General features: G+C 76.3%; 20 protein-coding genes. 15 read left to right on the forward strand and 5 right to left on the reverse strand.

What is annotated here, in order from left to right; genetic code table 11:
* Nucleotides 1-7: 7 nt before the first annotated feature.
* The 3 genes from ACIPXB_RS16465 (at nucleotide 8) to ACIPXB_RS16475 (ending at nucleotide 3702) form a co-directional block, all read left to right on the forward strand.
* On the forward strand, nucleotides 8-820 hold the full coding sequence (locus ACIPXB_RS16465) for a DUF4255 domain-containing protein (protein ID WP_401449887.1): 813 nt from the start codon (nucleotides 8-10) through the stop codon (nucleotides 818-820).
* Nucleotides 817-2850, forward strand: a complete 2034-nt coding sequence (locus ACIPXB_RS16470) for an ATP-binding protein (RefSeq protein WP_401449889.1) — start codon at nucleotides 817-819, stop codon at nucleotides 2848-2850. The genes ACIPXB_RS16465 and ACIPXB_RS16470 overlap by 4 nt, the downstream gene beginning before the upstream one ends.
* Before the next feature lie 105 nt (nucleotides 2851-2955).
* Entirely contained in the window at nucleotides 2956-3702 is a 747-nt protein-coding gene (locus ACIPXB_RS16475; protein WP_401449892.1) for a DUF4157 domain-containing protein, read from the forward strand.
* A 31-nt stretch (nucleotides 3703-3733) separates the two neighbouring features.
* Here the strand turns inward: ACIPXB_RS16475 and ACIPXB_RS16480 are convergent, their stop codons facing one another.
* The 5 genes from ACIPXB_RS16480 to ACIPXB_RS16500 all read right to left on the reverse strand — a co-directional run bounded on the left by ACIPXB_RS16480 (nucleotide 3734) and on the right by ACIPXB_RS16500 (nucleotide 12691).
* Nucleotides 3734-4492, reverse strand: a complete 759-nt coding sequence (locus tag ACIPXB_RS16480; RefSeq protein WP_401449895.1) for an SDR family NAD(P)-dependent oxidoreductase — start codon at nucleotides 4490-4492, stop codon at nucleotides 3734-3736.
* 95 nt (nucleotides 4493-4587) lie between these two features.
* Complete coding sequence (locus tag ACIPXB_RS16485) at nucleotides 4588-6090, reverse strand: MFS transporter (RefSeq protein WP_401449897.1); 1503 nt, start codon at nucleotides 6088-6090, stop codon at nucleotides 4588-4590.
* Between the two features lie 103 nt (nucleotides 6091-6193).
* Nucleotides 6194-6778 (reverse strand): TetR/AcrR family transcriptional regulator, encoded by a 585-nt coding sequence (locus tag ACIPXB_RS16490; RefSeq protein ID WP_401449899.1) that lies wholly within the window; start codon nucleotides 6776-6778, stop codon nucleotides 6194-6196.
* Nucleotides 6779-6842: 64 nt separating this feature from the next.
* Entirely contained in the window at nucleotides 6843-8144 is a 1302-nt protein-coding gene (locus ACIPXB_RS16495; RefSeq protein ID WP_401449901.1) for a hypothetical protein, read from the reverse strand.
* A 41-nt stretch (nucleotides 8145-8185) separates the two neighbouring features.
* On the reverse strand, nucleotides 8186-12691 hold the full coding sequence (locus ACIPXB_RS16500) for a hypothetical protein (RefSeq protein WP_401449903.1): 4506 nt from the start codon (nucleotides 12689-12691) through the stop codon (nucleotides 8186-8188).
* Between the two features lie 347 nt (nucleotides 12692-13038).
* Between ACIPXB_RS16500 and ACIPXB_RS16505 the strand changes: the two genes are divergently transcribed.
* From ACIPXB_RS16505 to ACIPXB_RS16560, 12 genes are all read left to right on the forward strand, one after another.
* Nucleotides 13039-14688: a phage tail sheath family protein gene (locus ACIPXB_RS16505; protein ID WP_401449905.1), complete on the forward strand. Its 1650-nt coding sequence runs from the start codon at nucleotides 13039-13041 to the stop codon at nucleotides 14686-14688.
* A 78-nt stretch (nucleotides 14689-14766) separates the two neighbouring features.
* Entirely contained in the window at nucleotides 14767-15210 is a 444-nt protein-coding gene (locus ACIPXB_RS16510; RefSeq protein WP_401449907.1) for a phage tail protein, read from the forward strand.
* 7 nt (nucleotides 15211-15217) lie between these two features.
* The gene (locus ACIPXB_RS16515; RefSeq protein ID WP_401449909.1) at nucleotides 15218-15691 is read left to right on the forward strand and encodes a hypothetical protein; all 474 of its coding nucleotides are present in this window, start codon (nucleotides 15218-15220) and stop codon (nucleotides 15689-15691) included.
* Entirely contained in the window at nucleotides 15688-15843 is a 156-nt protein-coding gene (locus ACIPXB_RS16520) for a DUF6760 family protein (RefSeq protein ID WP_401449912.1), read from the forward strand. Before ACIPXB_RS16515 ends, ACIPXB_RS16520 begins: the two co-directional genes overlap by 4 nt.
* 1897 nt (nucleotides 15844-17740) lie before the next feature.
* Nucleotides 17741-18295: a hypothetical protein gene (locus ACIPXB_RS16525; protein WP_401449914.1), complete on the forward strand. Its 555-nt coding sequence runs from the start codon at nucleotides 17741-17743 to the stop codon at nucleotides 18293-18295.
* Nucleotides 18296-18363: 68 nt separating this feature from the next.
* The gene (locus ACIPXB_RS16530; RefSeq protein WP_401449916.1) at nucleotides 18364-18804 is read left to right on the forward strand and encodes a phage tail protein; all 441 of its coding nucleotides are present in this window, start codon (nucleotides 18364-18366) and stop codon (nucleotides 18802-18804) included.
* A 10-nt stretch (nucleotides 18805-18814) separates the two neighbouring features.
* Nucleotides 18815-19648, forward strand: coding sequence for a LysM peptidoglycan-binding domain-containing protein (locus ACIPXB_RS16535; protein WP_401449919.1), 834 nt, complete (start codon nucleotides 18815-18817; stop codon nucleotides 19646-19648).
* A gap of 3 nt (nucleotides 19649-19651) precedes the next feature.
* Nucleotides 19652-21505 carry a VgrG-related protein gene (locus tag ACIPXB_RS16540; RefSeq protein WP_401449922.1) on the forward strand — a complete coding sequence of 618 codons (1854 nt, stop codon included), beginning with the start codon at nucleotides 19652-19654 and terminating at the stop codon, nucleotides 21503-21505.
* Between the two features lie 62 nt (nucleotides 21506-21567).
* On the forward strand, nucleotides 21568-21849 hold the full coding sequence (locus tag ACIPXB_RS16545; protein ID WP_401449924.1) for a PAAR domain-containing protein: 282 nt from the start codon (nucleotides 21568-21570) through the stop codon (nucleotides 21847-21849).
* Between the two features lie 7 nt (nucleotides 21850-21856).
* Nucleotides 21857-22276: a GPW/gp25 family protein gene (locus ACIPXB_RS16550; protein WP_401449927.1), complete on the forward strand. Its 420-nt coding sequence runs from the start codon at nucleotides 21857-21859 to the stop codon at nucleotides 22274-22276.
* A complete protein-coding gene (locus ACIPXB_RS16555) occupies nucleotides 22276-24228 on the forward strand; it encodes a putative baseplate assembly protein (RefSeq protein ID WP_401449930.1) in 1953 nt (650 codons plus the stop codon). Before ACIPXB_RS16550 ends, ACIPXB_RS16555 begins: the two co-directional genes overlap by 1 nt.
* A complete protein-coding gene (locus ACIPXB_RS16560) occupies nucleotides 24225-24803 on the forward strand; it encodes a phage tail protein (RefSeq protein WP_401449932.1) in 579 nt (192 codons plus the stop codon). The genes ACIPXB_RS16555 and ACIPXB_RS16560 overlap by 4 nt, the downstream gene beginning before the upstream one ends.
* The last annotated feature ends 20 nt before the right edge of the window (nucleotides 24804-24823 follow it).

Here is a 24823-nt window from a genome sequence, read left to right on the forward strand (position 1 = left end):
CCGGACCGTGATCCACGAGGTGGACGACGCGCTGCGGGAGCTGGTGCGCGCCGAGGCGCTGGGGGAGGGCGTGGACGTCGACGTGGTCTTCGACGCGCCCACCCGGGACTGGGCGGCGCGCCGCAACACCCCCACCGTCAACCTGTACTTGTACGACATCCGCGAGGACCTGGGGCGGCGCTCGCGCGGGCGCCGCAACCTCTACGACGAGGAGGGCCGCGTCACCGCCCGCACGCTGCCGCCCCGCTATTTCAAGCTGTCGTACCTCGTCAGCGCGTGGACCCAGCGGCCGGAGGACGAACACCGGCTGCTGGCCGCGTTGCTGACCTGCTTCCTGCGCCACGAGGCACTGCCGGGCGCGCGCGGGGGTGAACTGGGTTCCACCGGGCTTCCGGTGCCGGTCACGATCGGGCTGCCACCGCCGGAGGACAAGGCGTTCACGGACGTGTGGAGCGCGCTCGGCGGCGAGCTGAAGCCCTCGCTGGACGTGGTGGTGAGCGCCCCGGTGGCGGCGGCGCCGCGGTACCCGGCGGGGCAGCCGGTGCGGGACGGCCTGGCGGTCGAACTGGGGGACCGGGAGAGCGAGGCCGAGCGGCGGCGAGCCCGGGAGCGGGAGGGGGGCGGGCAGGGGCAGGGGCAGGGGCAGGGGGAGCGGGAGCGGGGAGGCGAACGGGAGCGGGACGGGGGCCAGGGCCGGGAGGGGGCAGAGGGCCGGGACGGGGGTGGGGGCTCGGACGGGGAGGACTCTCCTGCCGCCTCCGGCGCGGTCCCGCGGCCGCGCCGGGCCCGCGCCCACCGCCACCGGAACGGGGACCGATGACCGGCGGCCGCGACGACCATCTGCTCGTGCGCCTGGCCGTCGTGGAACGGAGGGTCCGCGCGGCCGTCGAGGCGCGGCGCGCGGTCGACCCGGACACGGACGACCCGTTCCGCGGCCTGTACCTGTCCGACGCGACCGTCCGCAGGCTCCTGGACGCCCCGGACCAGGTGCCCTGGCCCGACCCGGGGCCCCCGGCGCCCGGTGGCGACGGCGGTTCCCGACTGGAGTCGCTCCAGCGGGACTTCGGGCTGCTCCCGCTCGACGTCGAACTGCTGCTGATCGCCCTCGCTCCCGACCTCGACCGCCGTTTCGAGCAGCTGTACGGCTACCTCAACGACGACGTGACCCGTCGGCGGCCCACGACCGGGCTGGCGCTGGGGCTGTGCGGCGTACCGGCCGCCGAAGCGGCCGCCCGGGCCCGGCTGGCACCCCACGGGCCCCTGGTGGGGCGGGGCCTGCTGCTGGTCGAGGAGGGCGAACGGCCCTTTCTCGGACGCGCGTTGCGTGTGCCGGACCGGGTCACGGCCCATCTGCTGGGCGACGACACGGTGGCGGCCGAGCTCGTGGAGCTGCTGTCCCCGGGGCCGTCCGGTGTGCCGCCCGGCCCGCCGCCCGGCCCGTACGGCTCGCTGCCGGTCCGGCTGGCGGCCGCGCTCGGCGCGGGCGTCTCGCTCGTCCACCTGCGGGAGTCGCCCGGTGGGGCGGCCGTGGAGACGGCGGCCGTCGCCCTGGCCGCCGCCGGCCGTCCGGCGTTCGTCCTCGATCTGGCGAGCCTGGCCCGGCAGGTGGAGCCCGCGTCCCTGGTCCGGGCCGCCGGGCGCGAGGCGGCGCTCGCCGGCGCCGGGCTGATCGCCGCGCCGGTGGACGCGCTGGGCGAACGTACGGAGCTGCTGCGGGCGCTGGCCGCGCTGCCCGTGCCGGTGCTGCTGGCCGGGCAGGCGGGCTGGAACCCGCTCTGGTCGGAGCGGACGCCCCTGCTGGCGACGGCCGAACGGCTCGGGACCGCCGCACGCCGGGCGCTGTGGGCCCAGGAGCTGGGGGAGGAGCCCCCGGGGGAGGCGGTGGCCGCCTTCGTCCTGACCCCCGGGCAGATCCGGCGGGCGGCACGGACCGCCCGGCAGCAGGCGGCCCTGGCGGGCGCGGACGGCCCGCCCGGCGAGGCGGACCTGCTGCACGGGGCGCGGGCGCAGAACACCGCGGGCCTGGAACGCCTGGCCCGCCGGGTCCGGCCGGGCGTCGGCTGGCCGGACCTGGTGCTCCCGCCGCCGGTCCTGGGCCAGCTGCGCGAGCTCGCCGCCCGCGCCCGGCACCGCGACCGGGTGCTCGGCGCGTGGGCGATGCGGCCGGGCGGGGGCCGCGGGCGCGGGGTGATGGCGCTGTTCGCCGGGGACTCGGGCACGGGCAAGACGATGTCGGCGGAGGTCATCGCGGGCGAACTCGGCCTGGATCTCTACACGGTGGACCTGGCGACGGTCGTGGACAAGTACGTGGGCGAGACGGAGAAGAACCTGGAGCGGATCTTCACGGAGGCGGCGGGCGTCAACGGCGTGCTGCTCTTCGACGAGGCGGACGCGGTGTTCGGCAAGCGTTCCGAGGTCAAGGACGCGCACGACCGCTACGCCAACGTCGAGAGCGCGTACCTGCTCCAGCGGATGGAGACCTTCGACGGGCTCGCCGTCCTGGCCACCAACCTGCGGGCCAATCTGGACGAGGCCTTCACCCGGCGGCTGGACCTGGTGGTGGACTTCCCGCTCCCGGACGCGGAGCACCGCCTCGCCCTGTGGGACCGCTGCCTGGGCGCTCGCCTGCCGCGCGCCGACGACCTCGACCTCGGCTTCTGCGCGCGGTCCTTCGAGCTGGCGGGCGGCGACATCCGGTCGGCGGCGGTGACGGCGGCGTACCTGGCGGCGGACGCGGGGCGGGCGGTGACGATGGCGGACCTGGTGGCGGCGGTGGGGCGCGAGTACCGCAAGCTCGGACGGCTGTGCCTGGAGAGCGAGTTCGGCCCGTACCTGGCGCTGACCAGGTAGGGGGCGGGCGGACCGAGGGGCCTGCCCGAAGGGGCAGCAGGGGCTGCCCCGGGCGGGTGCCGGCGGCCCCTGCCGCGCGGGCGGGGGCCGCGCGAGGGTGGCGGGATGAGGGGCCATGAGCAGGAGCACGACGACGCGGCGCGGTCCGGGCGGCGGCCGTCCGGTGCCGAGCCGGCCCCCGGTGTGCCGGACGCGGTGCTGCTGAGGGCGGCCGCGGCGGGCCGGGCCGACGCCCTGGGGGCGGCCGGGATGCTCCGGCTGCAGCGGACGGCGGGCAACGGCGCGGCGGCGGCCGCCGCCGGGCGTTCGCCGGTCCACGAGGTGCTCGGCTCCGGCCGCGGCCGGGCACTGGACCCCGAGGTCCGTGCGGACATGGAGGCGCGGCTCGGCCACGACTTCGGTGACGTGCGCGTGCACACCGACGCCGCCGCCCACGAGTCGGCGGCGGCGGTGGACGCCCACGCGTACACGGTCGGCACGGACGTGGTGTTCCGGCGCGGCGCGTACGACCCGGACTCGCACCAGGGACGTACGACCCTGGCCCACGAGCTGACCCACGTCGTGCAGCAGCGTTCGGGGCCGGTGCCCGGCACGGAGACGGCCGACGGCCTCAGCATCAGCGACCCCGGCGACCGTTTCGAACGGGAGGCGGTGGCGACGGCGGACCGCGCGATGTCCGCCCCGGGCCCAAGTCCGGCCTCCGCCCCGGCCCCGGCCTCCGCCCCGGCCCCGGCCTCCGCCCCGGCCCCGGCCTCCGCCCCGGCCCCGGTCCAGCGTGCGCGATCGCAGGACGCGGGGGGCACGGGAGACGCGGAGGGCCCGGAGCCGGAGGGTCCGGAGCCCGAGGCGTAGCCGGAGGTTCCGGCAGCGGTTCGGCGGAGGCTCAGGCGGAGGAGCCGCTGTCGACGACCAGGTCGGCGCCGACCACGGAACCCGCCGCGGACGAGGCGAGGTAGAGGACGGCGGCCGCGACCTCCTCGGCCTCCGCGACGCGGCCGAGCGGGTTCTCGTTCTTGACCCGCTCGGCGCGGTCGGCCTCGGTCTCGCCCGGCAGCAGGGACATGGGAGCGGCGGAGGCGCCGGGGCTCACGGCGTTGATGCGCACCCCGTCACCGATGTGGTCCAGGGCCGCCGCGCGGGTCAGCGCGCTGACGGCGGCCTTGGAGGTGATGTACGCGGCGGCGTCCGGGATTCGGGTGTGGGCGCCGAGGTTGGAGGAGATGTTGACGATGGCACCGCCGCCGTTGCGGCGCATGTGGGCGATCTCGTGCTTCATGGCCAGCCAGACTCCGGTGACGTTGGTCCGCAGCACCGCCTCCCAGTCCTCCTCCGCGATGTCGGCGGCGGGCACCGTGCCGCGGAGTATGCCCGCGTTGTTGACGGCGACGTCCAGGCCGCCGAAGCGGGCGACGGTCTCCTGGACGAGCGCGGCCAGTTGGGCGGAGTCGGTCACGTCGGCGGTGATCGCCTCCGCCGTACCGCCGGCCGCCCGTACCAGGCTCACGGTCTCCTCGAGGGTGGCGGCGGTCCGGCCGGCGGCGACCACCCGGGCCCCCTCGGCAGCGAAGGCGAGCGCGATGGCCCGGCCGAGGCCGGATCCGGCGCCGGTGACGAGGACGGACTGGTCGGTGAAGCGGTGCATCGGAAGGGCTCCTTGGAAAGGGTCGTAGAACTGGGAAACGCTGGACAGGTCGGAAGGTCGGGGATGAGGTGGGCCGGTGGCGGAGAGCGCCGCCGTCAGGGCCGGGCACGGCGGCGCCGGCGGCCGTGGTGCAGGAGGGCCACGGCGGCGAACGCGGCGGCCGTCGCGGCGAGCGAGGCGGCGTCGTCGCCGAGGGTGAGAAGGAGGGCGAACAGGACGGTCGGACCGAACTCCATCGCGGTGTTCAGTACGCCGCCGGCCAGACCGGCGTCCCGCGCGGCCACGCCCTCGGTGGCCAGGACGGCGGAACCGGCGAAGGAGGCGGCACCGCCCGCCGCGAGGAGGACGAGGCCGGGCAACAGCCCCAGCGCGTACGGGACGCCGGTGTCGAACCCGGTCAGGGTGAGCAGCCCGAGCCCGGCCGCGCCGGAGGCCAGCCCCCCGGCGGTGACGGCGCGGGGGCCGTAGCGCGCCACCAGGGGCCTGACCGCACGCCCGGCGGCGATCAGCACGACGGCGAAGGGGACGAAGGCGGCGGAGGTGCGCAGCGGCGACCAGTCGCGGGCCTGCTGGAAGTGGAGGGAGAACAGGACGAAGGCGGTCGCCGTCCCGCAGGCGGTGAGTGCGACGGCCGCGAGGGCGGCCGCCCGGCGTCGGTCGAGGAGGAAGCGGAGCGGCAGGAGCGGGTCCCGGGCCTGGCGTTCGATACGCGGGAACGCGGCGAGCAGGGCGGCCCCGGCGGCCAGGGGAGCGAGGACGGCCACCGAGGTCCAGGCGTGGCCGTCGGTGGCCACGAGCCCGTAACTGACCAGGCTGATCCCGGTGGTGGCGAGCAGCGCGCCCGGCAGGTCCAGGCTCCGGCCGCGGTTCGCCGCCGTACCGGGCAGCAGCCGCGGCGCGAGGAACAGGCCGGCGATGGCGACCGCCGGGGGTACCGCGAGGGCCCAGCGCCAGGACAGTACGGCGGAGATCACCCCCGACAGCAGGTTGCCCGCGGTCGCGCCGAGGACGGAGAGCCCGCCCCAGGTGGCCATGGCGCGCCCGTAGCCGGCGGAGGAGGGGAACAGGGCGCGCAGCACCGCCATGGCGGCGGGGGCGACGAGGGCCGCCCCGGCCCCCTGCGCGAAGCGGGCGGCCAGCAGGGCCTGCGCGCCGGGGGCGAGCGGGGCCGCGAGGGAGGCGGCGGCGAAGAGCGCGAGCCCGGCGGTGAGGGCGCGCCGCCCGCCGTACCGGTCGGCGAGGCGGCCGCCCAGGAGCAGCAGCCCGGCGAAGGTCAGGCCGTAGGCGGCGCTGAGGAGGATCAGGTCGGCGCGCTGGAGGCCGAAGTCGTGGGCGATGCGGGGGAGGGGGACGGTGGTGGCGGCGAGGGTGTAGATGAGCGTGATCTGGATGCCGCCGAGCAGCGCGAACGCGGCGCGGCGGCGGGGGGCGCTGCCGGGCGTGCTGCCGGGGGCGGGCGTAGGCACGGGCGCAGGTGTGGAGTGGCCGGCGCCGGCGCTGACGGCCGTACTGCTGTCGGCCGTATCGGCCGTATCGGCTGTGTCGGCCGTGCTGGTGCCGGCCGCGTGGGTGCTGGAGGTGGTGGTGGACCTCCCCATGTCTCTCCCCCTCGGTAGATGTCTGCTGGGCGGCGAAGCGCTCTGATTCTTGACCGATCGGTCTATTATTTGGGCATGCAAAAGACGGCCGGGTGGGGTCCGTTCAGTCCAGCAGGGCCAGCGCCTGCTCGGCGGCGTCCCGCACGCGGGCGGGGTCGGTCGAGGCCTTCCCGACGACCCGCACCCCTTGCAGCAGCACCAGGAGCATCCTGGCCAGGGCGCGCGGGTCGCGCCCCGGCGGCAGTTCGTCCTGCGCCTGCGCCCGGACGAGCGCCGCGTGCAGCAGCGTCTCCAGCCGGTCCCAGCTCGACTCGACCCGGCGGGCCGCCACGGAGTCGTGGGCGGCCAGTTCGGCGGCGGTGTTGGTGACGAAGCAGCCGTTCAGCCGCTCCTGCGGGGACGCGGCCTCGGCGGCGAAACGGCGCACCACGGCCCGTACCGCCGGCAGGGCCGGTCCGGGCCCCGACAGGTCGCCGAAGAGGCGGGGGTCGACGGACTGCTCGTACCGCTCCAGCGCCTTGAGGTAGAGCTCGTGCTTGGTGCCGAACGTCGCGTAGATGCTCGCCCGGCCGATGCCGAGGTGCTCGACGAGGTCCGCGATCGACGTCGCTTCGTAGCCGCGCCGCCAGAACAGCTCGAGGGCCGACTGGAGCGCGGCGTCCGGATCGAATTCCTTGGTCCTGGCCACGGCATGATCATAGGGGTATCTGGAATGACCGGTCAATAATCTTTCGGAGTGCCCTGATGCGAGGTCAGCCGGTGGCCCGCGCACGGGATTCGTACGCCGCACGGGCCGCCGTGAAACGGGCCGGGCCCAGGCGGACGCGGAGGTCCTCCAGGAGGGGGCGGACCAGTTGACGGCCCGCCTCCGGGCCCAGGAGGTCCCCGACGGTGACCCACGCCGTCGCGAGCCGGGCGTACGCCGTCACGTCGTCGCCGAGTGCCCCCGCCGCCCCCACGGCTTCGCGGACTGCGGCCAGGTAGGCGATCGGGTCCGCCGCGTCCAGCGCGCCCCGCCGGGCGTCGTCGAAGCGCCGCAGGGCCAGGGCCGGTTCGCCTGCCAGCAGCGCCACCCGGCCGCCTGTGATGCCCCGTTGGGCCGCGGCCACGCCGTCGCGGGGCGCCGTCGCAGCGACGGCCGCCCACACCCGCTCCGCGGTCTCCGGGTCGACGTGCGCCACGGCCCAGGCCGCCCCCAGGGCCGCAGCCTCCGCCTCGTCCCGCTCGCCGTGCGCCGTGAACAACTCCTCGGCGTCCATCAGATCGCCCGCCGCGTCGTGCCACCGCCGCGCCGCGATCCCCGCGGCCGCCCGGCGCTGCAGGATCCGCGCCCGGACCGCTCCGTCCTGCACGGCATCTCGGGTGGCGTCACGCGCGGCGTCCTGCGCGGCGTCCTGCGTGGCGTCCTGCGTGGCGTCCTGCGTGGCGTCATGCGCGGCGTCCTGCGTGGAGTCGCGTTTCGCGTCACGGGTGGCGTCCTGCGTAGCCATCCGAGCGGCCTCCGGCGCCGAGTCGTGCCCGGAGTCCAGCAGCGCGAGCACCGCGCCGAATGCCTCGTACGCCGTCTCCGCCTCGCCCCGTGCCAGCGCCTGCTCGGCCTCCTCGACCGCGAACGCCCGCCGGACGCCGTCCGGCAGGTCCGCCGCGGCCGCCCGGTCCAGGTTGTGCCGGGCCGCCCCGAGGTCCCCGCGCAGCCGCTGCATCGACGCCGCCAGCAGCAGGCAGAACCCCTCGCGCGCGGGCTCCGCGACGCGGTCCCACACCCCGGCGGCCTCCTCGAGGGCGGCCGCCGCCGTACCGAGGTCACCCTCCTCCGCGGCCGCCGTGGCCAGCCCTTCCAGGGCCTCGGCCAGCGCCGCCGGGTCGCCGCCGCGCAGCCGCGCGACCTCGTCCCGCGCGTCGGCGGCGGCAGCGGCGGCAGCCGTGGCGGCGGAGGCCGTCGTGGCATAGGTGGCCGCCGTGGCATAGGTGGCGGCGGTGGTGTCGGTGGCAGTCGTGGCGGCGGTGGTGTCGGTGGCCGCGGTCGCCGCGCCCGTCGACGTCACGGCGGTCATGGACGTCACCTCGCTCGTCGGCCTCGGTTCGGGCATCGTCGTCATCGGCTCTCCCGTACTGCGTATCCCTGGGCCGTCAGACGCGCCCGCGCCGCCGCGACGGCGCTCTCCCGCGCCGCCCGGTGCTCGCCCGCCCAGGCCCGCATGCGGGTGAGCAGTTCGTCGTGCGTGTCCTGTGTCCGCTCCTCGTCACCGGCCGCGGCCTGCCGTTCCCGCCGTGCCTGGTCCCTGGTCGCCTCGGACTCGCCGAGCCGCTCCTGGTGGCGCACGCGCAGTTCCTCGACCTGCCGGCGGCCCTGGTCGAGTTCGCCCGCCGTCCGCTGGTCACGCTGCTCCACGCGGCCGATGCGCGACTCGTTCGCCTGCAGGCCGGCCCGCTGTCCCTCCATCCGGCCACGGGCGGCGTCCGTCTCGGTGACCCGCCCGAGCGCGGCGATCAGCCGGGCCGAGTCGGCGCTCGCGCCCCGGGCGCTGGCGCCGAGGCTGCCGGGCAGGAGGCCGAACAGATGTGCCAGCCCCTGGAACGCCCGCAGGCTGCCCACCAGCGTGGCGACCGCCCCCGCCTGCTGGGCGCCCCGGCCGAGGTTCTCGATCGCCCCGCCCGCCGCCGACTGCTGCTCCCGGTTCGCCGACCGGGTCTCCCCGGTCGCGGCCGACTGGGCGCGTCCGCCCTCGATCAACTGCTGCGACACCCCGCCCGCGCGTTCGAGCTGGGCGTCCTGCCCGCGCTGGCCCGCCGCCTGGCGCGCCATCGCGCCCTCGGTGCGCGCGAGATCGGACTGGGCCCGCCGGGTCAGGGCGATGCGTTCACGCAGCGCCGCGAGTTCGGCGGGGGTGCCGGGCGGCGCCGGGTAGGCCGGGTTGACGGGGATCTCGACGGACTCGCCGGGGCGCGGCCCGGCCACCCGTGCGGTGTACGCCGGACCGCGGCGCGAGGCCGCCGGCGTCGTGCCCTGCCCGTGGCCCTGTCCCGGCCCCTGTCCCTGGCCCCATTGCCGGCCCAGCTCGCGGCCCTCGCGTACGCCGACCATGCCGGGCCCGGGGCCCAGCGCCCGCGTGGTCGCGTCGACGCGGACCCCCGCCTCCGCCCGGTCGGCGCGCAGCCGCGCCTCGGCGCCCGTGAGGGCCGCCGACCGGGCGGCCGCGGTGTCGCCGCTCGCGCCGACCCGGGCCCGCCGCTGGAAATCGGCGAAGTCCCGGTACCGCTGGGTCGTGCTGCCGCCGTCCGGGGTGCTCGTGTGCACCTGGAGCGGCAGCGGGTGGGTGGGGTCGTACGCGAACCGCGTGGCGCCGTACCCGGTGTGGTTGCCGTCCCCGTCGTACACCGGGAAGTGCAGCTCCGAGGTCTGCCGCCGGCCCGCGGGCCCCTCGCCGTGCTGGTACTGCAGCACGCCGAAGTCCCCGCCGGCCTGCGAGGGCTGGGTGTTCAGGGTCCGCATCGCCGGATCGGCCGTGGTGGGGTGGCTGTGGTAGATCAGCTCCAGCGGCCCCGACGCGCTCGGCGGCGCGACCGACCCGGGTCCGCCCTGCATGACGTGGTAGTTGCCGGAGGAGTCCCGCCACACCCCGGACTCGCGTGCCGGGTCGGCGCGCACCTGGGCTTGGTACTGCGCCATCGCCGCCGCGCGGTCCGACGTCGGCGCCAGGGTCCGGGTGTGGTCCGGGTACGTGGGGGCGGCGGCGGCTGCGGACGGCGGGGCGGTGTGCGTGCCCCCGCCGGGCGAGGCCGGGGCCGGTGTCGGGGTCGGCGTTGGTGTGGGTGTCGTTCCCGGGGTCGGTCCGGTTCCGGGGACGGCGCGGCCGGTGGCGGGATCGACGCGCGCGCCCGGTTCCGCGGCGGCGGCGCCACTGCCGCGCAGCAGGTCGACGTTGTCCTGGGCGAGCGGGGTGTTCTCGGTCTGCCAGGCCACGTGGTCGGCCGCGTCGAGCTGGCCGCGCGGCGTCAGGGTGCCGTCGGCCGAACCCGTGCGGGACCGGTCGACGGCGGCGTCGATCAGCCGTTCCTGGGCGCGGTGGCGGGTGTTGGTACTCTCGCTGCCGTCCTGGTGGGTGACGGTCACCGCGAGTGCGGGGTCCCGGCGGCTGTGCAGCGGCTGCATGGTCTGGGTGTCCCAGTCGGCCTCGCGGATGCCCGACTCGGTCGCGTGCCGGGCGGCGGCGGTGTGCCCGGCCTGCACCGTGTCACCGCTCATGCCGGCGGCCTCCCGGTGGTCGGCCGCCTGCTCATTGGCGTACGCCCGCGCCTCGCCCGGCCCCCACGGCGTGACCCGCCGCGCGAGCGGGGGCCGCTCATCGGTGAGCCGCGCCTGGACGGCGGGATCCTCGCCGAGGCCGTGGACGAGCGGATCGAGTTCGCTGAAGTCGGCGGGGTCGGGGGCGGAGGGCGCGGAGGGCACGGGCCGGCCGGACGCGGCGTCCCCCCGGGGCGCGGCCCCGGAGTCTCCCGGACCGGCCGAACGGATGTCGGCGTCTCCGCCGGCGTGCGGGGGCGTGCCCTGGCCGGTCTCGTGCGGGGGTCCGGTCTCCGTGTCCGGTGCGGGTCCGGCGTCCGGTGTCGCGTCGGGGTGTGGTGTGCTGCCCGTGTCCGCGTCGGAACGGGGCGCTGTGCCCGCGTCCGCGTCCGGGTCGACGCGCGGGACGGTACCCGACTCCCCGTCGGCGTGCGGGGTCGTACCCGCGCCGACGTCGACGTGCGGTGCGGTCCCGGCGTCCGCCGTCGCGTCGGGGTGGGGCGTGGTTCCGGGGTCCGTGTCGGCGTGGGGTGCCGGGCCCGGGTCGGTGTCGGGGTGGGGCGTGGTTCCGGTGTCCGCCGTGGCGTCGGGGCGCGGGGTGCCGCTCGTGTCCGCGTCCACGTCGGGGTGGGGCGTGGTGCCCGGGTCGGCGTCGGGGCGGGGCGTGGTTCCGGGGTCCGTGTCGGCGTGGGGAGCGGTGCCCGCGTCCGCGTCGGCGTGGGGTGCCGGGCCCGGGTCGGTGTCGGTGTGGGGTGCCGGGCCCGGGTCGGTGTCGGTGTGCGGGGTGGTGCTCGTGTCCGCGTCCACGTGGGGGGTCGTGCCCGGGTCCGTGTCCGTGTGGACCGCGGCGGGAGCGGGGGCTTCCGGCATCTCCACGTGGAGCCGCGGGCCGCCCGAGGAGGTGGCGGAGGCGGACGGAGAGCCGCCCGTGCCGCGTTCCTGGAGCCGGGTGATGCCCTGGTCGATACGGTTCCCGCCCGCCGTACCCACCCGGGCGCCGACCTTCGCGGCGAGCGCGCCGGCCACCGCCCCGCCGATCTGCCCTGCGGCCGCCGACAGTTGCTCGCCCTGCCGCTCGACCTGCGCCGGGTCACCCTGCGAGTCGAACGCGTGCAGCGCGCGCAGCGCCGTGACCACCGGCCGGACGACCACGTTGATCACCATGCCGACGGCCGTCGTCGCGATCCCCATGCCCGTCGCCACCGCCGACAGTGTCAGCGCGAGCGGAGCCAGGGTGCCGCCGGAGAGCACCGCACCCACCCACATGCCCACCGCGATCCCGCCGAGTACGCCGGCCACGACGTCCATCAGCGACATCGTGACGTCGAGGACCTCGGCCAGCCCCTCCAGGTCGTTGGCGAGCCGTTCGTATCCGGTCCCCGTACCGATCCGGCCGATCGTCTCCCCGGTGGCGCTCCAGTCGCGCATCGCCAGGCCCGCCAGCGCCATCACGCCGCCGATCGCCGGGCCCAGACCCGGAACGGGGGTGGCCGAAAGCCCCCGCGACACCGCCAGCGTGGCCAGCCGACGTCCGGCGACCTGCCCCACGGCCGCGCCGACGGCGCTCATCGCGAAGCCCATCACAGCGCCGCCCACCGCCCCGCTCGCGGCGCCCTGGCCCGCCACGTCGAGCAGGAAGCGGGCCCGGTCGTCGCTCCCGGCCGTACCGAGACTCCCGAACGACCCCGCCCAGCGCTCGTGTTCGGCCAGCTCGGTGCTGATCAGGTCGGCGTCGTCCGGCCCGGTGACGCCCGCCCCCGTGACGTCGGGCCCGGCCTCCGCCCCGGCGTCCGCGCCGGACGCCTCCTCGGCCGCGTCCGCCGTCCGCCGGCCGCCGTCCTGCCGCCGCTCGTCACTCTGCCGCTCGTCACCCCGCCGCTCGTCGCCCTGTCGCTCGTCGCCCTGTCGCTCACCGGCCCGCCGCTCGTCGGTCTCCCGGGCCCGGCCCCCCGGACCCCCGGGCTCGCGACGCCCCCCGGCCGCCTCTCCGGCCGCTCCGTCCTCCGCTGTGGCCCCGCCGCCGGCCGCCGCGGCTACGGCCTGCCGGGCGCTGCCCGCGGGGGCCTGCTGACCCTCGGCCCCGGGGACCCGGAGCTCGCGGGCCTCGCCCCCGGCGTCCTCACCCCGGTGGTCCGGCCCCCGTCCCTGACCCGGTCCCGGCCCCGGCCCCGCCGTGGGCCCTTGCCGCTGGAGCGCCAGAAGCCGGCTCACCGCGCCGTTGCCCGCCAGCCGTTGCAGCCCGACCAGCCGGCCGACCGCCGCGGACCCGGCCCCGGTACCGGTACCGGCCCGCGCGCCGTCGAGGAGCGAACTCACCGCGCGATGACCGGGACCAGGACCAGGACCAGGAGCAGGACCGGGACCGGCCCTCGTCCCGCCCGCCTCCGGACGCTCCGGCGCCGGGACACCCGTGTCCCGCGCCACCGCCGCACCAGCCGCCTCAGCGGCGTCGGCATCCTGCGGGCGCTTCGTGGTCCGGTCCACCGGATCAGGGTGGTGCGGCCGGGTGATCGCGGGAAGTACCCGGGTACCGGGCGAACGTGCAGTCGGGGCTGCCCGTCGGGGCAGTCCACGGTTCCCCCGACGGCGCACGACCGGTCATGACCTTCCTCCCCGCCGAGAAGAGAGGGTGTGATCGACCATCACCCCAGGGGAGGGCCAGGATGCCGTCGTACCAGTCGCCGGGCGTCTACGTCGAAGAGGTCGAGGCGGGGTCCCGCCCGATCGAAGGCGTGGGCACCGCCGTCGCGGCCTTCGTCGGACTGGCCGCCGACGGGCCGTACAACAGGCCCACCCTGGTGACCAACTGGAGCCAGTTCACCTCCACCTTCGGCGAGTTCATGGCCGGCGCCTATCTGGCGCACGCCGTCTACGCGTACTTCCTCAACGGGGGCGGCACCTGCTACGTCGTCCGCGTGGGAGGAGACGGCGCCGACGGTGCGGACGGGGAGGACCGGGAAGACGGCGCGGACGGGAGAGACGGCCCGGCCCCCGGATCCCGGCCCGCCCCCGCCGGCGGCCGGCGCGGGAACCGGGCGGCCGCCGCGGCCGGCGCCCTGCCCGCCGGGCCCCGGACCGCTCTCGGCGACTTCCAGGTCGCCGCCCTGGAGGGCACCGGCGACGGCCTCACCGTCGAGGTCTCCGACGCGGGCGGCGAGTCCCCGGCCGAGGACCTGTTCACCCTCACCGTCAAGCGCGGCGACCGTACCGAGGAGACCTGGGAGGTCTCCAGCCGGCGCAGCCAGCGCCACTACGTCGTCACGGTCGTCCGGGACCGCTCCCGCCTGATCACCGTCGAGGACGCCGGCCCCTCCCAGGCGCTGTCCCGTCCCGGGAACCAGACCGTCGCCCTCGCACCGGCCCCCGCTCCCGCCCCGGCCCCGCCCGCCGTACCGGCGTCGCTCACCCCCGCCTCGTACGTGGGCAGTCCGGACGACCGCACCGGCTTCGCCGGCCTGGAGACGGTCGACGAGATCACCATGCTGGCCGTGCCGGACCTGATGAGCGCCTACCAGCAGGGTGCGCTCGACGCCGAGGGCCTCAAGGCGGTGCAGCTCGCGATGATCGCCCACTGCGAGCTGATGGGGAACCGGATCGCGATCATCGACCCGCCGCCCGACCTGTCGCCGCAGCGCGTGAGGGAGTGGCGCAGGACGGGCGCCGGCTACGACTCCAAGTACGCGGCCCTGTACTACCCCTGGGTCAAGGTGGCCGACCCGTCGGCGGCCGGGCAGACCCGGTTCGTGCCGCCGAGCGGCGCGCTGGCCGGCGTATGGGCCCGCAACGACGAGACCCGCGGGGTCCACAAGGCGCCCGCCAACGAAGTGGTGCGCGGGGCGGTCGATCTGGCGGTCCATCTGACGAAGGGCGAGCAGGACCTGCTCAACCCCATCGGCGTGAACTGCCTGCGCTCCTTCGCGGGCCGCGGCATCCGCGTGTGGGGTGCGCGGACGCTGTCCTCCGACGCCGCGTGGCGCTACCTGAACGTGCGCCGGCTCTTCAACTACATCGAGGACTCCATCCTCATCGGCACGCAGTGGGTGGTCTTCGAGCCGAACGACGACGCGCTCTGGGCACGGATCCGGCGGACGATCTCGGCGTTCCTGGTCAACGAGTGGCGGCGTGGGGCGCTGTTCGGACTGACGCCGGACGAGGCGTTCTACGTCAAGTGCGACCGGGAGACGAACCACCGTGAGGGGATCGAGGCGGGCGAGGTGGTCTGCGAGATCGGGATCGCGCCGGTGAAGCCGGCCGAGTTCGTGATCTTCCGGCTGGCCCAGTTCTCGGGCGGCACCAGCCTCGTCGACGAGTAGCGGCAGCAGCGGCAGCGGCAGCGGTACGCGTACCGGTACGGGGACGCGTACCGACAGGAGCAACAGGGGGTTCGCAGCGTGGCACTTCCCGACATGGACACCTCGGTCGGCCATTCCTTCGGGCTGGAGATCGACGGGGTCGTCATCAAGCAGATCAACGAAGTGACGGGCCTGAAGATGGAACAGGACGTCATCGAGCTGAAGACGAACACGGCGGACGGCAAGTACCTCATCAAGAAACTGCCGGGCCGGCCGAGGGCGGGCGAGGTCACGCTGACGCGCGGCCTGACCGCCGACAACAACTTCGAGAAATGGATCAAGGACGCGCGGTTCGGGAAGATGGGCTCCGCGCGCAAGGGCGGCGCGATCATCGTCTTCGACTACGAGGGCCAGCCGATCAAGCGGTACACGCTGGTCAACGCGTGGCCCAAGAGCCTGGAGATCAGCTCGCTGAAGGCGGGCGACACCAGTGTCCTGACCGAGAAACTCGTCATCACGTACGAGCAGATGGACGTGGCGTGAGCGGCTGATGCGACGACAGATGGCGATGCCGCCGGCTCCGGGCGACGCGGCGGCCCCCGGTGAACCCGGTGGGCCCGGTGGACCCCTGGAGACCCGGCCCACCGGATCGATGCGTACGGAGTTCACCTTCGAACTGCCGCGCGGCTACGTGGACGGAGCGGGCCAGGTGCACCGCACGGGCATGATGCGGCTGGCGACGGCCCGTGACGAGCTGGTCCCGCTGCGGGACGACCGGGTCCGCGAGAACCCGGCGTACCTGTCCGTGGTGCTGCTGGGGCGGGTGGTCGAGCGGATCGGCACGGTGACGGACGTACACGCCGGTGTGATCGAGGACCTGTTCGCCTCGGACCTGGCGTTCCTGCAGGACTTCTACCGCCGGATCAACGCGGAGGGGCACACGCGGGCGCAGGTGCGGTGCCCGTCGTGCGAGACCGCGTTCGCCGTGGATCTGGCGGGTGGTGGGCGCCTGGGGGAATCGTGACGTACGCGACGGACGACCTGTACGGCGAAGTCGCGTACATCGCCTACCACTTCCACTGGCCGATGGATTCCATCCTGGACCTCGAACACGCGGACCGCCGGCTGTACGTCGACCAGATCGCCCGCCTGAACCGGCTGGCCGGGGGGCGGTGAGCGGGGCATGTTCGAAGCGCTGCGGAACCGGCTGCGCCGCCGCTCGCCCGACCCTGGGCCCGCGCCCACGACGCCGGACCCGGCGGTGGCCGCGCCGGCTCCGGCCCCCGCGTGGCCGGACCTCCCCGTCCAGCGCCGTACGTTCGGCCCCGCGCCGCTGCTGACGGATCCGACGGCGTTCGGTGCGAGCCTGGCGTCCTGGCGCGACCCGTCACTGACGGGGGCCCTGGGCCACGCGGTGTCCCCCGACGCCCCGAGCGGCACCCTCCACGACGTCGCGACCCCGGTACCCGGACCCCACGGGTTCCCGCCGAAACCCCCGCCGACTGCCGTGGTCCGTCCGGTCGTTGACGGCGACGGTGCGCCGCGGGGCGAAGGCCGGGGTGACCAGGCCCCGCCGGAGCCGCCGGCGGGCCCGGTGCCCGCGGCCGGCCTTGGCGGCGAGGTTCCGGCGGGCCCGTTCGGGCCCGGTCGGGCCTCGCGAGGCCTGTCGGCTGACGTGGTGCGTCCGGCCGTAGCGGCTCCGCCCCCGGGGTTGGGTGCGCTGCCCCCGGTGGGGGTGACCACCCCGGTCCAGCGTGTTGCGGCCCCGTCGGTTTCGCCGGCTGCCGTGGTCCGTCCGGTCGTTGACGGTGGTGGTGTGCTGCGGGGCGCGGGTCGGCGTGGCCAGGCTCCGCCGGAGCCGCCGGCCGGTCCGGTGCCCGCGGCCGGCCTTGGGGGCGGGGCTCCGGCGGGCCCGGTCGAGCCCGGTCAGGCCTCTCGGGAGCTGTCAGCCGACGTCGTGCGTCCGGCTGTTCCGGCTCCGCCTTCGGGCTCGGGTGCGCTGCCCCCGGTGGGGGTGACCGCCCCGGTCCAGCGTGTTGCGGCCCCATCGCCACCGTCCGCTGCCCCGGTGCGTCCGGTCGTGGACGGTGGCGGTGAGTCGCGGGCCGCGGGTCGGGGTGACCAGGTCCCGCCGGAGCCGCCGGCCGGTCCGGTGCCTGCGGTTGGCCTTGGCGGCGAGGTTTCCGCCGGCCCGCTCGGGCCCGGTCGGGCCCCAGGGGAGCCGCCCGCCGCGCGTCCGGGTGACCTGGCTCCGCCCTGGGGCTCGGGTGCGCTGCCCCCGGTGGGGGTGACCGCCCCGGTCCAGCGTGTTCCGGCCCCGGTGCCCCCGTCGGCGGCCCCGGTCGGGCCCGAACGTGCCTCTCGGGAGCTGCCGGCCGACCTGGTGCGGCCAGCCGTTCCGGCTCCGCCGTCGGCCTCGGGGCGGCCGGCCGAGGGGCGTGTGGGGGAGCCGCCCGTCATGGTCCAGCGTCACCGGTCACGGCCGGAGCCTGCGGCTGACCCGGCGCTGCCCGTCGTTCCGGTCGAGCCGTACGCCTCGGGGCAGGACCGCCCCGGCGGGCCCGACACGGTGGAGTCGCTCCCCACGCTCCAGCGCCTCCCGGCCTCGTCCGGGTCTGCGGTCGCCGCCCCGGCGCAGGCCGACGTACCCGTACTGCCTCTCGGTTCCGCAGTGCCCGCGCCGACCGTGTTCCGGTCCGGGCCGCCGCTCACCGTGGCGCCGCCCGTCGCGATGCCGATGCGGACGCTGCCGGTGCAGCGGTTGCCGGAGCCCGGGCCGGTGCCCGTCGTCGAGCGGGTCCACGTACTTCCGGAGGCGCGACCCCTCGTCGGTGACGAGCCCCTCGCACCGTCGGCTCCCGGGGTCGGTTCCGGCCAGCGGTCGGCGGAGCCCGCGCCGCCCCCGCAGCCCCCGGTTGCGGTCTCCCGGAAGCGGCTGGGCCTCGGGGCGCCGCTCCCGTCGGTCCCGGTGCGTGCAGGGGCCACGGTCATGCCGGAGCCGGATCCACACCCTCCGACGCCGCCCCCGACGGCTTCGCCATCGCCGGGGGCGTCCCGCGCATCGCTCGCCGTCGTGCCGCTCACTCCGCTCCAGCGGGCGGTGGACCTGCCCCTCGTACCCGTCGCCGGGCTGGTCGGGGAGCGGGCCCCGGAGCTCCGGGCCGTGGGCCGGGGCGGTCCCCAGCCGCTGCCGTCCGGCACCGCACCGGCACCTTGGCAACCGCCGGCCGCGCCCGTGCCGCGCGGCTTTCCACCGCCGCCCTCCTCACCGTCCAAGTACCCGGACCCGGACCCGTACCCGGACCCGGACCCGTACCCGGACCCGTACCCGTACGAGGCCCCCGTCGGCGTCGACCACCAGGAGCCGGACGCGCCGTCCCGGGGTACCCCCGTGCAACGCGCCCCGGACCCCGGCCCCCCACTTGCCCCGGGACCAGTGCAGGCCCAGCCGGACCCGCCGCCGAACCATCCACCGGCCGCGGCTCCGGGTCCGGCCGACAGCCCGTCACCCCCGCCCGTCACCGACGAGCTCGTACGCCGGCTCGTCGGGCCGCTCAGCCGACTCCTCCGCGCCGAGCTGCGGCTCGACCGGGAGCGGGCCGGCGTACGGCTCGATCCCCGGCACTGAACCGAGGAACCGCACCGAACCGGGCCACGCACCGCGGACGACCGGCACACACCACGGAAGAGGAACCCATGTCCCAGCCCCACCAGCAGGACCCCGCCGTCAGCGTGTGCTTCATGGTCGAGATCGACAACATCAGCCTCGGTTCCTTCAACAGCTGCGAAGGCCTCGGCTGCGAAGTCGTCATGGAGCAGCGCGAGGAGGGCGGGAACAACGGGCACGTCTGGCAGCTGCCCACCCGGATCAAGTACACCAACATCAAGCTCTCCCGCCCCGTCACCCGTGACACCCAGCAGGTCACCCAGTGGCTCGCCGGCATGCTGGGCGGCATCCCCCGCAGGACCGCCCGTATCAGCGCCATGACCCTCGACGGCACCGTCGTCGCCCGCTGGTCCCTCCTGGACGTCGTCCCCGTGCGCTGGACCGGGCCCGGTCTCAGCCCCGAGACCGTCAAGGTCGCCACCGAGACCCTCGAGATCGCCCACCACGGTTTCCTGAACGCCGGCCGCTAGGAGCGCCCGCATGTCGCTGCACCAGCCCGTCGCGTTCATCGCCTCGGCCACCCCCGCCACCGCGGGAGCCGGCCCCGGTGCCGGTGCCGGTGCCGGAGCCGGCCCCGGAACAGGCCCGGGACCCGGCCCCGGCCCGGGCGCGGGCACCGGTCCCCGCCCCAAGCTCGAACGCGCCTGGCTGGAGCTGCGCGAGCCCCCCGCCGACGGCGGGCAGGGGCCCGCCGGGCCCCGGATGGGGCGGATCGACTTCCAGTTCAACCCCAAGGAGCTCAGCCTGGCCAAGTCCGCCGAGTGGGAGCGCAAGCCCGCCAAGGGCGCGGTCACCGCCGGGCCGGCCGAGTTCAAGGGGCCCGGCGCCGCCCGCCTCAGCCTGGAGATGTTCTTCGACGCCAGCGCCGACCAGGACGACAAGGTCGTCGTCGCCGTCGAGAAGCTCCTCGCCTGCTGCGTGGCCACGCCCGAGACCCACCAGCGCAAACAGGGCGTCCCGCCCTGGGTGATCCTGCGCTGGGGCGGCCTCACCGGATTCGTCGGATACGTCAGCCAAGTGCAGGCCAAGTACACCCTGTTCACCCCCGGCGGCATCCCCATCCGGGCCGTGTGCCAGGTCACACTGGAGGAGCTCAGCGGCCCCATGCCGGGCCAGAACCCCACCTCCGGAGCCCGCGCCGCCCGCCGCGCGCACCGCGTCGTCACCGGCGACACCCTCGCCCTGCTCGCCTGGCGGGAGTACGGCGACGCGACCGCCTGGCGCCACATCGCCGAGGCCAACGACATCGACGACCCGATGCGGCTGGCGCCCGGCACCGAACTCCTGCTGCCCGCCGCCGAGGAGCTGACCTGACCGATGGCCGGAGAGACCTTCGCCAGCACCCTCGCCGTCGAGGTCGCGGGCGCGCCGCTGCCCGACCCCGTCGCCCAGACCCTCGTCTCCGCGTACGTCGACGACAGCACCCAGCTGCCCGACCTGTTCGTGCTCCGCTTCCGCGACCCGCACCACCTCACCCTGCGCTCCGCCGGGTTCACCCTCGGGGCCGCCGTCACGCTGTACGCGCGCGCCGCCGACGACCCGGAGCGCCGGCTGCTGGTCTCCGGCGAGGTCACGGCCGTCGAGATCGACCTCGACAGCACCGGGACGTTCACCGTGGTCCGCGGTCTCGACCACGCCCACCGGCTCTTCCGCGGCCGCCGTGTCGCCGGCTACCGCCAGATGACCGCCTCCGACGTCGCCGTCCAGGTCGCCCGGCGCGCGGGGCTGCGCGTCGGCACGGTCGACGCGACCACCACCGTGTACGAGCACCTCGCGCAGCCCGGGATCACCGACTGGGAGTTCCTGCACCGGCTCGCCGACCTCGCCGGCGCCGACGTCGGCGTCGCGGAGGGCGCGTTCTTCTTCCGCGTCCCCGCCACCACCGGATCCGCGCCCGCCCCCGCCACCCGCCCGCAGGCCAGCCCGTACGTCCTGGAGTTCGGCCGGAACCTGCTGCGCTGCCACGCCTCGGTGACCGCCGCCGACCAGGTGCAGCAGGTCGAGGTGCGCGGCTGGGACGTACGCGCCAAGTCGGCCGTCGTCGGCCGGGCGCCGGCCGGGCACAGCGACCGGCTGGAGCTGGGCCTGACCCCGCGGCAGGCCGCCGACGCCTTCGGACCTGCCACCTTCCTGGCCACCGACACCCCCCACCGCACCCAGGCCGAGGCCGACCAGGCGGCGAAGGTGCTGGCCGCCGACCTCGCCGCCTCGCTCGCCGAACTCGACGCCGTCACCACCGGCCTGCCCCGGCTGCGGGCCGGGACCGCCGTCACCCTCACCAATGTCGGCGCGCCCTTCGAGGGCAAGTACACGATCTCCGCCAGCCGGCACGTCTTCGACCCCGCGACCGGCTACCAGACCTGGATCACCGTCGGCGGCCGCTCCGACCGCTCCCTGTTCGGCCTCGCCTCCGGTGCCGCCGGCGGCCTGCCCCAGGACCGGATCGGCGGGGTCGTCAACGCCACCGTCACCGACACCCGCGACCCCGAGGACCGGGGCCGGGTCAGGCTCGCCTTCCCCTGGCTGGACGGGGAGTACGTCAGCGACTGGGCCCGGACCGCCGACCTCGGCGGCAAGGGCGGCGGCGGGATCTTCGGGCCCGAGGTCGGCGACGAGGTGCTCGTCGCCTTCGAGCAGGGCCGCGTCGACCACCCGTACGTCCTGGGCGGGCTCTACAACGGCCAGGACAAACCCTCCGACCACGACGCCCCGCTCGTCGACGCCACCAGCGGCGCGACCAACCGCCGTTCCCTGGTGAGCCGTTCCGGCAACCGCCTGGAACTCCTCGACTGCGCCGGCGGCCCCCAGGGCGTCCGACTGGCCACCGGTGACGGCAAGCTCACCCTCCACCTCGACCGGCAGGCCACCGCCGTCACCGTGCACAGCGACGGCACCGTCGAGATCGACGCCCAGGACAAGGTCACCGTCACCGCGCAGGCCGGCATCACGATGGACGCCGGCACCGGAGCCCTCGAACTCACCGGCCAGTCCCTGCGGTTCAAGGCCCGCACGGGCATCGACGCCGACGCCGGAGCGGGCGCGCTCACGCTGCGCAGCAACGGCCGGGTGGACGTCCAGGGCGCCACGGTCGCGGTCGACGGACAGGCCAGCACCGAACTCAAGGCAGGCGCCAGCCTGTCGATCAACGCCGCCCTCGTCCGGATCAACTGACGCTATGTCACCGCCCTCGCGCACCCGAGTACCTGCGCCCACCAGTGAAGGAGAGACCGCGGATGCCACCAGCCGCCCGCGTCGGGGATCCCACCGGCCACCCCGGGGTGATCGCACCGCCCGGAGTGCCCACCGTGCTGATCGCGGGCCTGCCCGCGGCCGTCGTGTCCACCCCGCACATCTGCTCCTTCCCGCCACCCGCCGTCCACCCGCCCTCCGCCATCGCCCCGCCCGGCTGCCCCACCGTCCTCATCGGCGGCCTGCCCGCCGCCCGCGTGGGCGACCTCGCCGCCTGCGGCGCGCCGATCGTCATGGGCGCGCCCACCGTCCTGATCGGCGGGTGAGACGGCCGTGGGGGAGCAGTTCGTCGGCGCCGGCTGGGCGTTCCCGCTGCGTACGGACGCCACCGGCGCGATCGCCCTCGTACGCCGTGAGCGGGAGATCGAGGAGAGCATGCGGCTGATCCTGGGCACGGCGCCCGGCGAACGCCCCATGCGGCCGCAGTTCGGCTGCGCCATCCACGACCACGTCTTCGCCCCCGCCGACGCTGCCACCGCCGCCCAGATCGGCTACGAGGTACGGCTGTCCCTGGAACGCTGGGAGCCCCGCATCGACCTCGTCGACGTCGCCGTCAGCTTCGACGCCGTCGAGGCCGGCACCCTCTACATCGACATCCGCTACGCCCTGCGCGGCTCCAACGACCCGCGCAACCTTGTCTTCCCCTTCTACGTCATCCCCGCCCACGACGCACCCGAGGGGAGCGCCGGCTGATGGCCCTGCCCCGCCCCAACCTCGACGACCGGCGCTTCCAGGACCTCGTGGACGAGGCCAAACGGATGGTCCAGCAGCGCTGCCCGCAGTGGAGCGACCACAACGTCTCCGACCCGGGCGTCACCCTCATCGAGGCGTTCGCCCACATGACCGACCAGCTCGTCTACCGCCTCAACCGGGTCCCCGACAAGAACCACCTGGCCTTCCTCGACCTGATCGGTCTGACCCTCAACCCGCCCGCCGCCGCCCGCGCCGACGTCACCTTCTGGCTGTCCGCGCCCCGGCCCGAGACCGTCCGGATCCGCGAGGGCAGCGAGGTCGCCACCACCCGCACCGGGACCGAGGAGGCGGTCGTCTTCTCCACCCTCGGCGAACTGGCCGTCGTGCCGGTCGAGCTGGTAGTGCTGGCCACCGGCCGCACCGACCCGGGAGCCGTCCCCGCCGACCGCGCCACCGAACTCGCGGGCGGCCGCGGCGTGCCCTGCTTCGCGCCCGTGCCGCGCCCCGGCGACGCCCTCTGGTTCGGCCTCTCGCAGGCCGCGCCCTCCTGCGTGGTCGCGCTGCGCCTGGACTTCCCCGTCGCCGGCCACGGCATCGACCCCGACGACCCGCCCCTGGCCTGGGAGGCGTGGACCGGCGAGGGCTGGACCGCCTGCGAGGTCGACCGCGACGGCACCGGCGGCTTCAACCGGCCCGGCGACGTCCTCGTCCACCTCCCCGCCGGGCACCTGCCCTCCGCCGAGGCCCGGCAGCGCGCCGGCTGGCTGCGCTGCGTCGTCCAGCCGCCGCTGGGCCGCCGCCCGTACTCCGCGACCCCGACCCTGCTCTCCGCCGAGGCGTTCACCATCGGCGGGACCACCCCCGCCGTGCACGCCGAGCGGGCCGCCGCCGAGCTCCTCGGCGTCAGCGAGGGCGTACCGGGGCAGGCCTTCACCCTCGACCGGACCCCGGTCGTCGCCGGCGGCCCGCCCTTCACCGTCGAGACCCGCACCGCCGCCGGCGACTGGCTGCCCTGGACGGAGGTCGCGCACTTCGCCGAGTCCGGCCCCGGCGACCGGCACGTCCGGCTCGACCGGGCCACCGGCGAGGTCGCCTTCGGGCCCGCCGTCCGCGAGGCCGACGGCAGCCTGCGCCAGTACGGGGCGGTCCCCGCCAAGGGCGTACCGGTGCGCGCGCGGCCGTACCTCACCGGCGGCGGCCGGCGCGGCAACGTGGCCCGGCGCACCCTGAACGTCCTGCGCAGCTCCATCCCGTACGTCGCACGCGTCGAGAACCGGCGCGCGGCCGGCGGCGGGGTCGACGGCGAGGACGTCGCCAACGCCCGGCTGCGCGGGGCCATGGGACTGCGGACGCGGGAACGGGCGGTGACCGCCGAGGACTACGAGTACCTGACCCGGCAGGCCGCCCCCGAGGTGGCCCGCGTGCGATGCGTCGAAGCCCTGGAGGAGGGCCCCGGCGCGGTGCGCGTGCTGCTCGTACCGGCCGCCGAGGACGACGGCGAGGGCCGCCTGGAGTTCGGCCGGATGGCCTGCCCGCCCGCCCTGCTGCGGCACGTCACCGCCTACCTCGACGCCCGCCGCGTGCTCGGCACCCGTCTCGTCGTCGAACCCCCCTACTACCAGGGCGTCACCGTCGTCGCCGTCCTGCACGCCACCGCCGGCGTGCCCGCCGCCCGCGTGCAGCGGGCCGCGCTCGCCGCCCTGTACCGGCAGCTCAACCCGCTCACCGGCGGCCCGTCCGGCGACGGCTGGCCGTTCGGCCGGGCCGTGCACAGCGGCGCGGTGTGGGCCGTACTCGAACAGGTGCCGGGCGTGGAGTCGGTGGAGAGCGTACGGCTCTTCCCCGCCGACCTGGAGACGCGGCGGCGCGGCGAGGGCGCCGACCGGATCGTGCTCGGGCCCGGCGCGCTCGCCTTCAGCTACGACCACCAGGTGCGGGTGGAGGCCCGGTGAACCGGCGCCTGGTCCCCGGCCTGCCCTCCCGCCACCCGCTGGGTGCCCAGCTGCCCGCCGTCTACGCGGAGGACGACCTGGCGCAGCGGATCACCGAGGGCCTGGACGAGGTGCTCGCACCGGTCCTGACGGTCCTGGACTGCCTGCCGGCGTACTTCGACCCGCGCCTGGCCCCGGCCGACTTCGTGGCACTGCTGGCCGCGTGGGTCGGCGCGGACGTCGTCGTGGGTGGCGGTGGCGGTGGCGGTGGCGGTGACGGTGACATCGGCGGCGCGGACGCGACCGCGGGGGCGGTCCCGGGGGCCGTCGCCGGCCACGGGCTGCGCGGGACCCGGGCCGGACTGGCCGAACAGGTCCGCCGGGCCTTCGGGGCGACCCCGGAGATCGAGGAGAGCGGTGGCGCCGTGTGGTCCCCCACCCCCGGCGCCCCGCTGCCCGGCTCCGACCGGCCGTACCTGCTGGTCCGGCTGCGGGTCACCGACCCGGCACGCGTCGACACGGCCGCGCTGACGGCGTTCGTGGCCCGCAACCGCCCGGTGCACCTGCCGTTCCGGGTCGAGGTCCTGCCCCGCTGAGCGCGCCGCCGCCGCACCCG

Origin of the sequence: Streptomyces sp. NPDC090022, assembly GCF_044748145.1 — a bacterium.
In the GTDB taxonomy this organism is placed as follows: domain Bacteria; phylum Actinomycetota; class Actinomycetes; order Streptomycetales; family Streptomycetaceae; genus Streptomyces.

What these genes read in the sequence shown, in the direction of transcription:
- ACIPXB_RS16470 (WP_401449889.1), top strand. Translation starts at nt 817, where the DNA reads ATGACCGGCGGCCGCGACGACCATCTGCTCGTGCGCCTGGCCGTCGTG.
- ACIPXB_RS16475 (WP_401449892.1), top strand. Translation starts at nt 2,956, where the DNA reads ATGAGGGGCCATGAGCAGGAGCACGACGACGCGGCGCGGTCCGGGCGG.
- ACIPXB_RS16480 (WP_401449895.1), bottom strand. Translation starts at nt 4,492, where the DNA reads ATGCACCGCTTCACCGACCAGTCCGTCCTCGTCACCGGCGCCGGATCC.
- ACIPXB_RS16485 (WP_401449897.1), bottom strand. Translation starts at nt 6,090, where the DNA reads ATGGGGAGGTCCACCACCACCTCCAGCACCCACGCGGCCGGCACCAGC.
- ACIPXB_RS16495 (WP_401449901.1), bottom strand. Translation starts at nt 8,144, where the DNA reads ATGACCGCCGTGACGTCGACGGGCGCGGCGACCGCGGCCACCGACACC.
- ACIPXB_RS16505 (WP_401449905.1), top strand. Translation starts at nt 13,039, where the DNA reads ATGCCGTCGTACCAGTCGCCGGGCGTCTACGTCGAAGAGGTCGAGGCG.
- ACIPXB_RS16515 (WP_401449909.1), top strand. Translation starts at nt 15,218, where the DNA reads ATGCGACGACAGATGGCGATGCCGCCGGCTCCGGGCGACGCGGCGGCC.
- ACIPXB_RS16530 (WP_401449916.1), top strand. Translation starts at nt 18,364, where the DNA reads ATGTCCCAGCCCCACCAGCAGGACCCCGCCGTCAGCGTGTGCTTCATG.
- ACIPXB_RS16535 (WP_401449919.1), top strand. Translation starts at nt 18,815, where the DNA reads ATGTCGCTGCACCAGCCCGTCGCGTTCATCGCCTCGGCCACCCCCGCC.
- ACIPXB_RS16540 (WP_401449922.1), top strand. Translation starts at nt 19,652, where the DNA reads ATGGCCGGAGAGACCTTCGCCAGCACCCTCGCCGTCGAGGTCGCGGGC.
- ACIPXB_RS16545 (WP_401449924.1), top strand. Translation starts at nt 21,568, where the DNA reads ATGCCACCAGCCGCCCGCGTCGGGGATCCCACCGGCCACCCCGGGGTG.
- ACIPXB_RS16555 (WP_401449930.1), top strand. Translation starts at nt 22,276, where the DNA reads ATGGCCCTGCCCCGCCCCAACCTCGACGACCGGCGCTTCCAGGACCTC.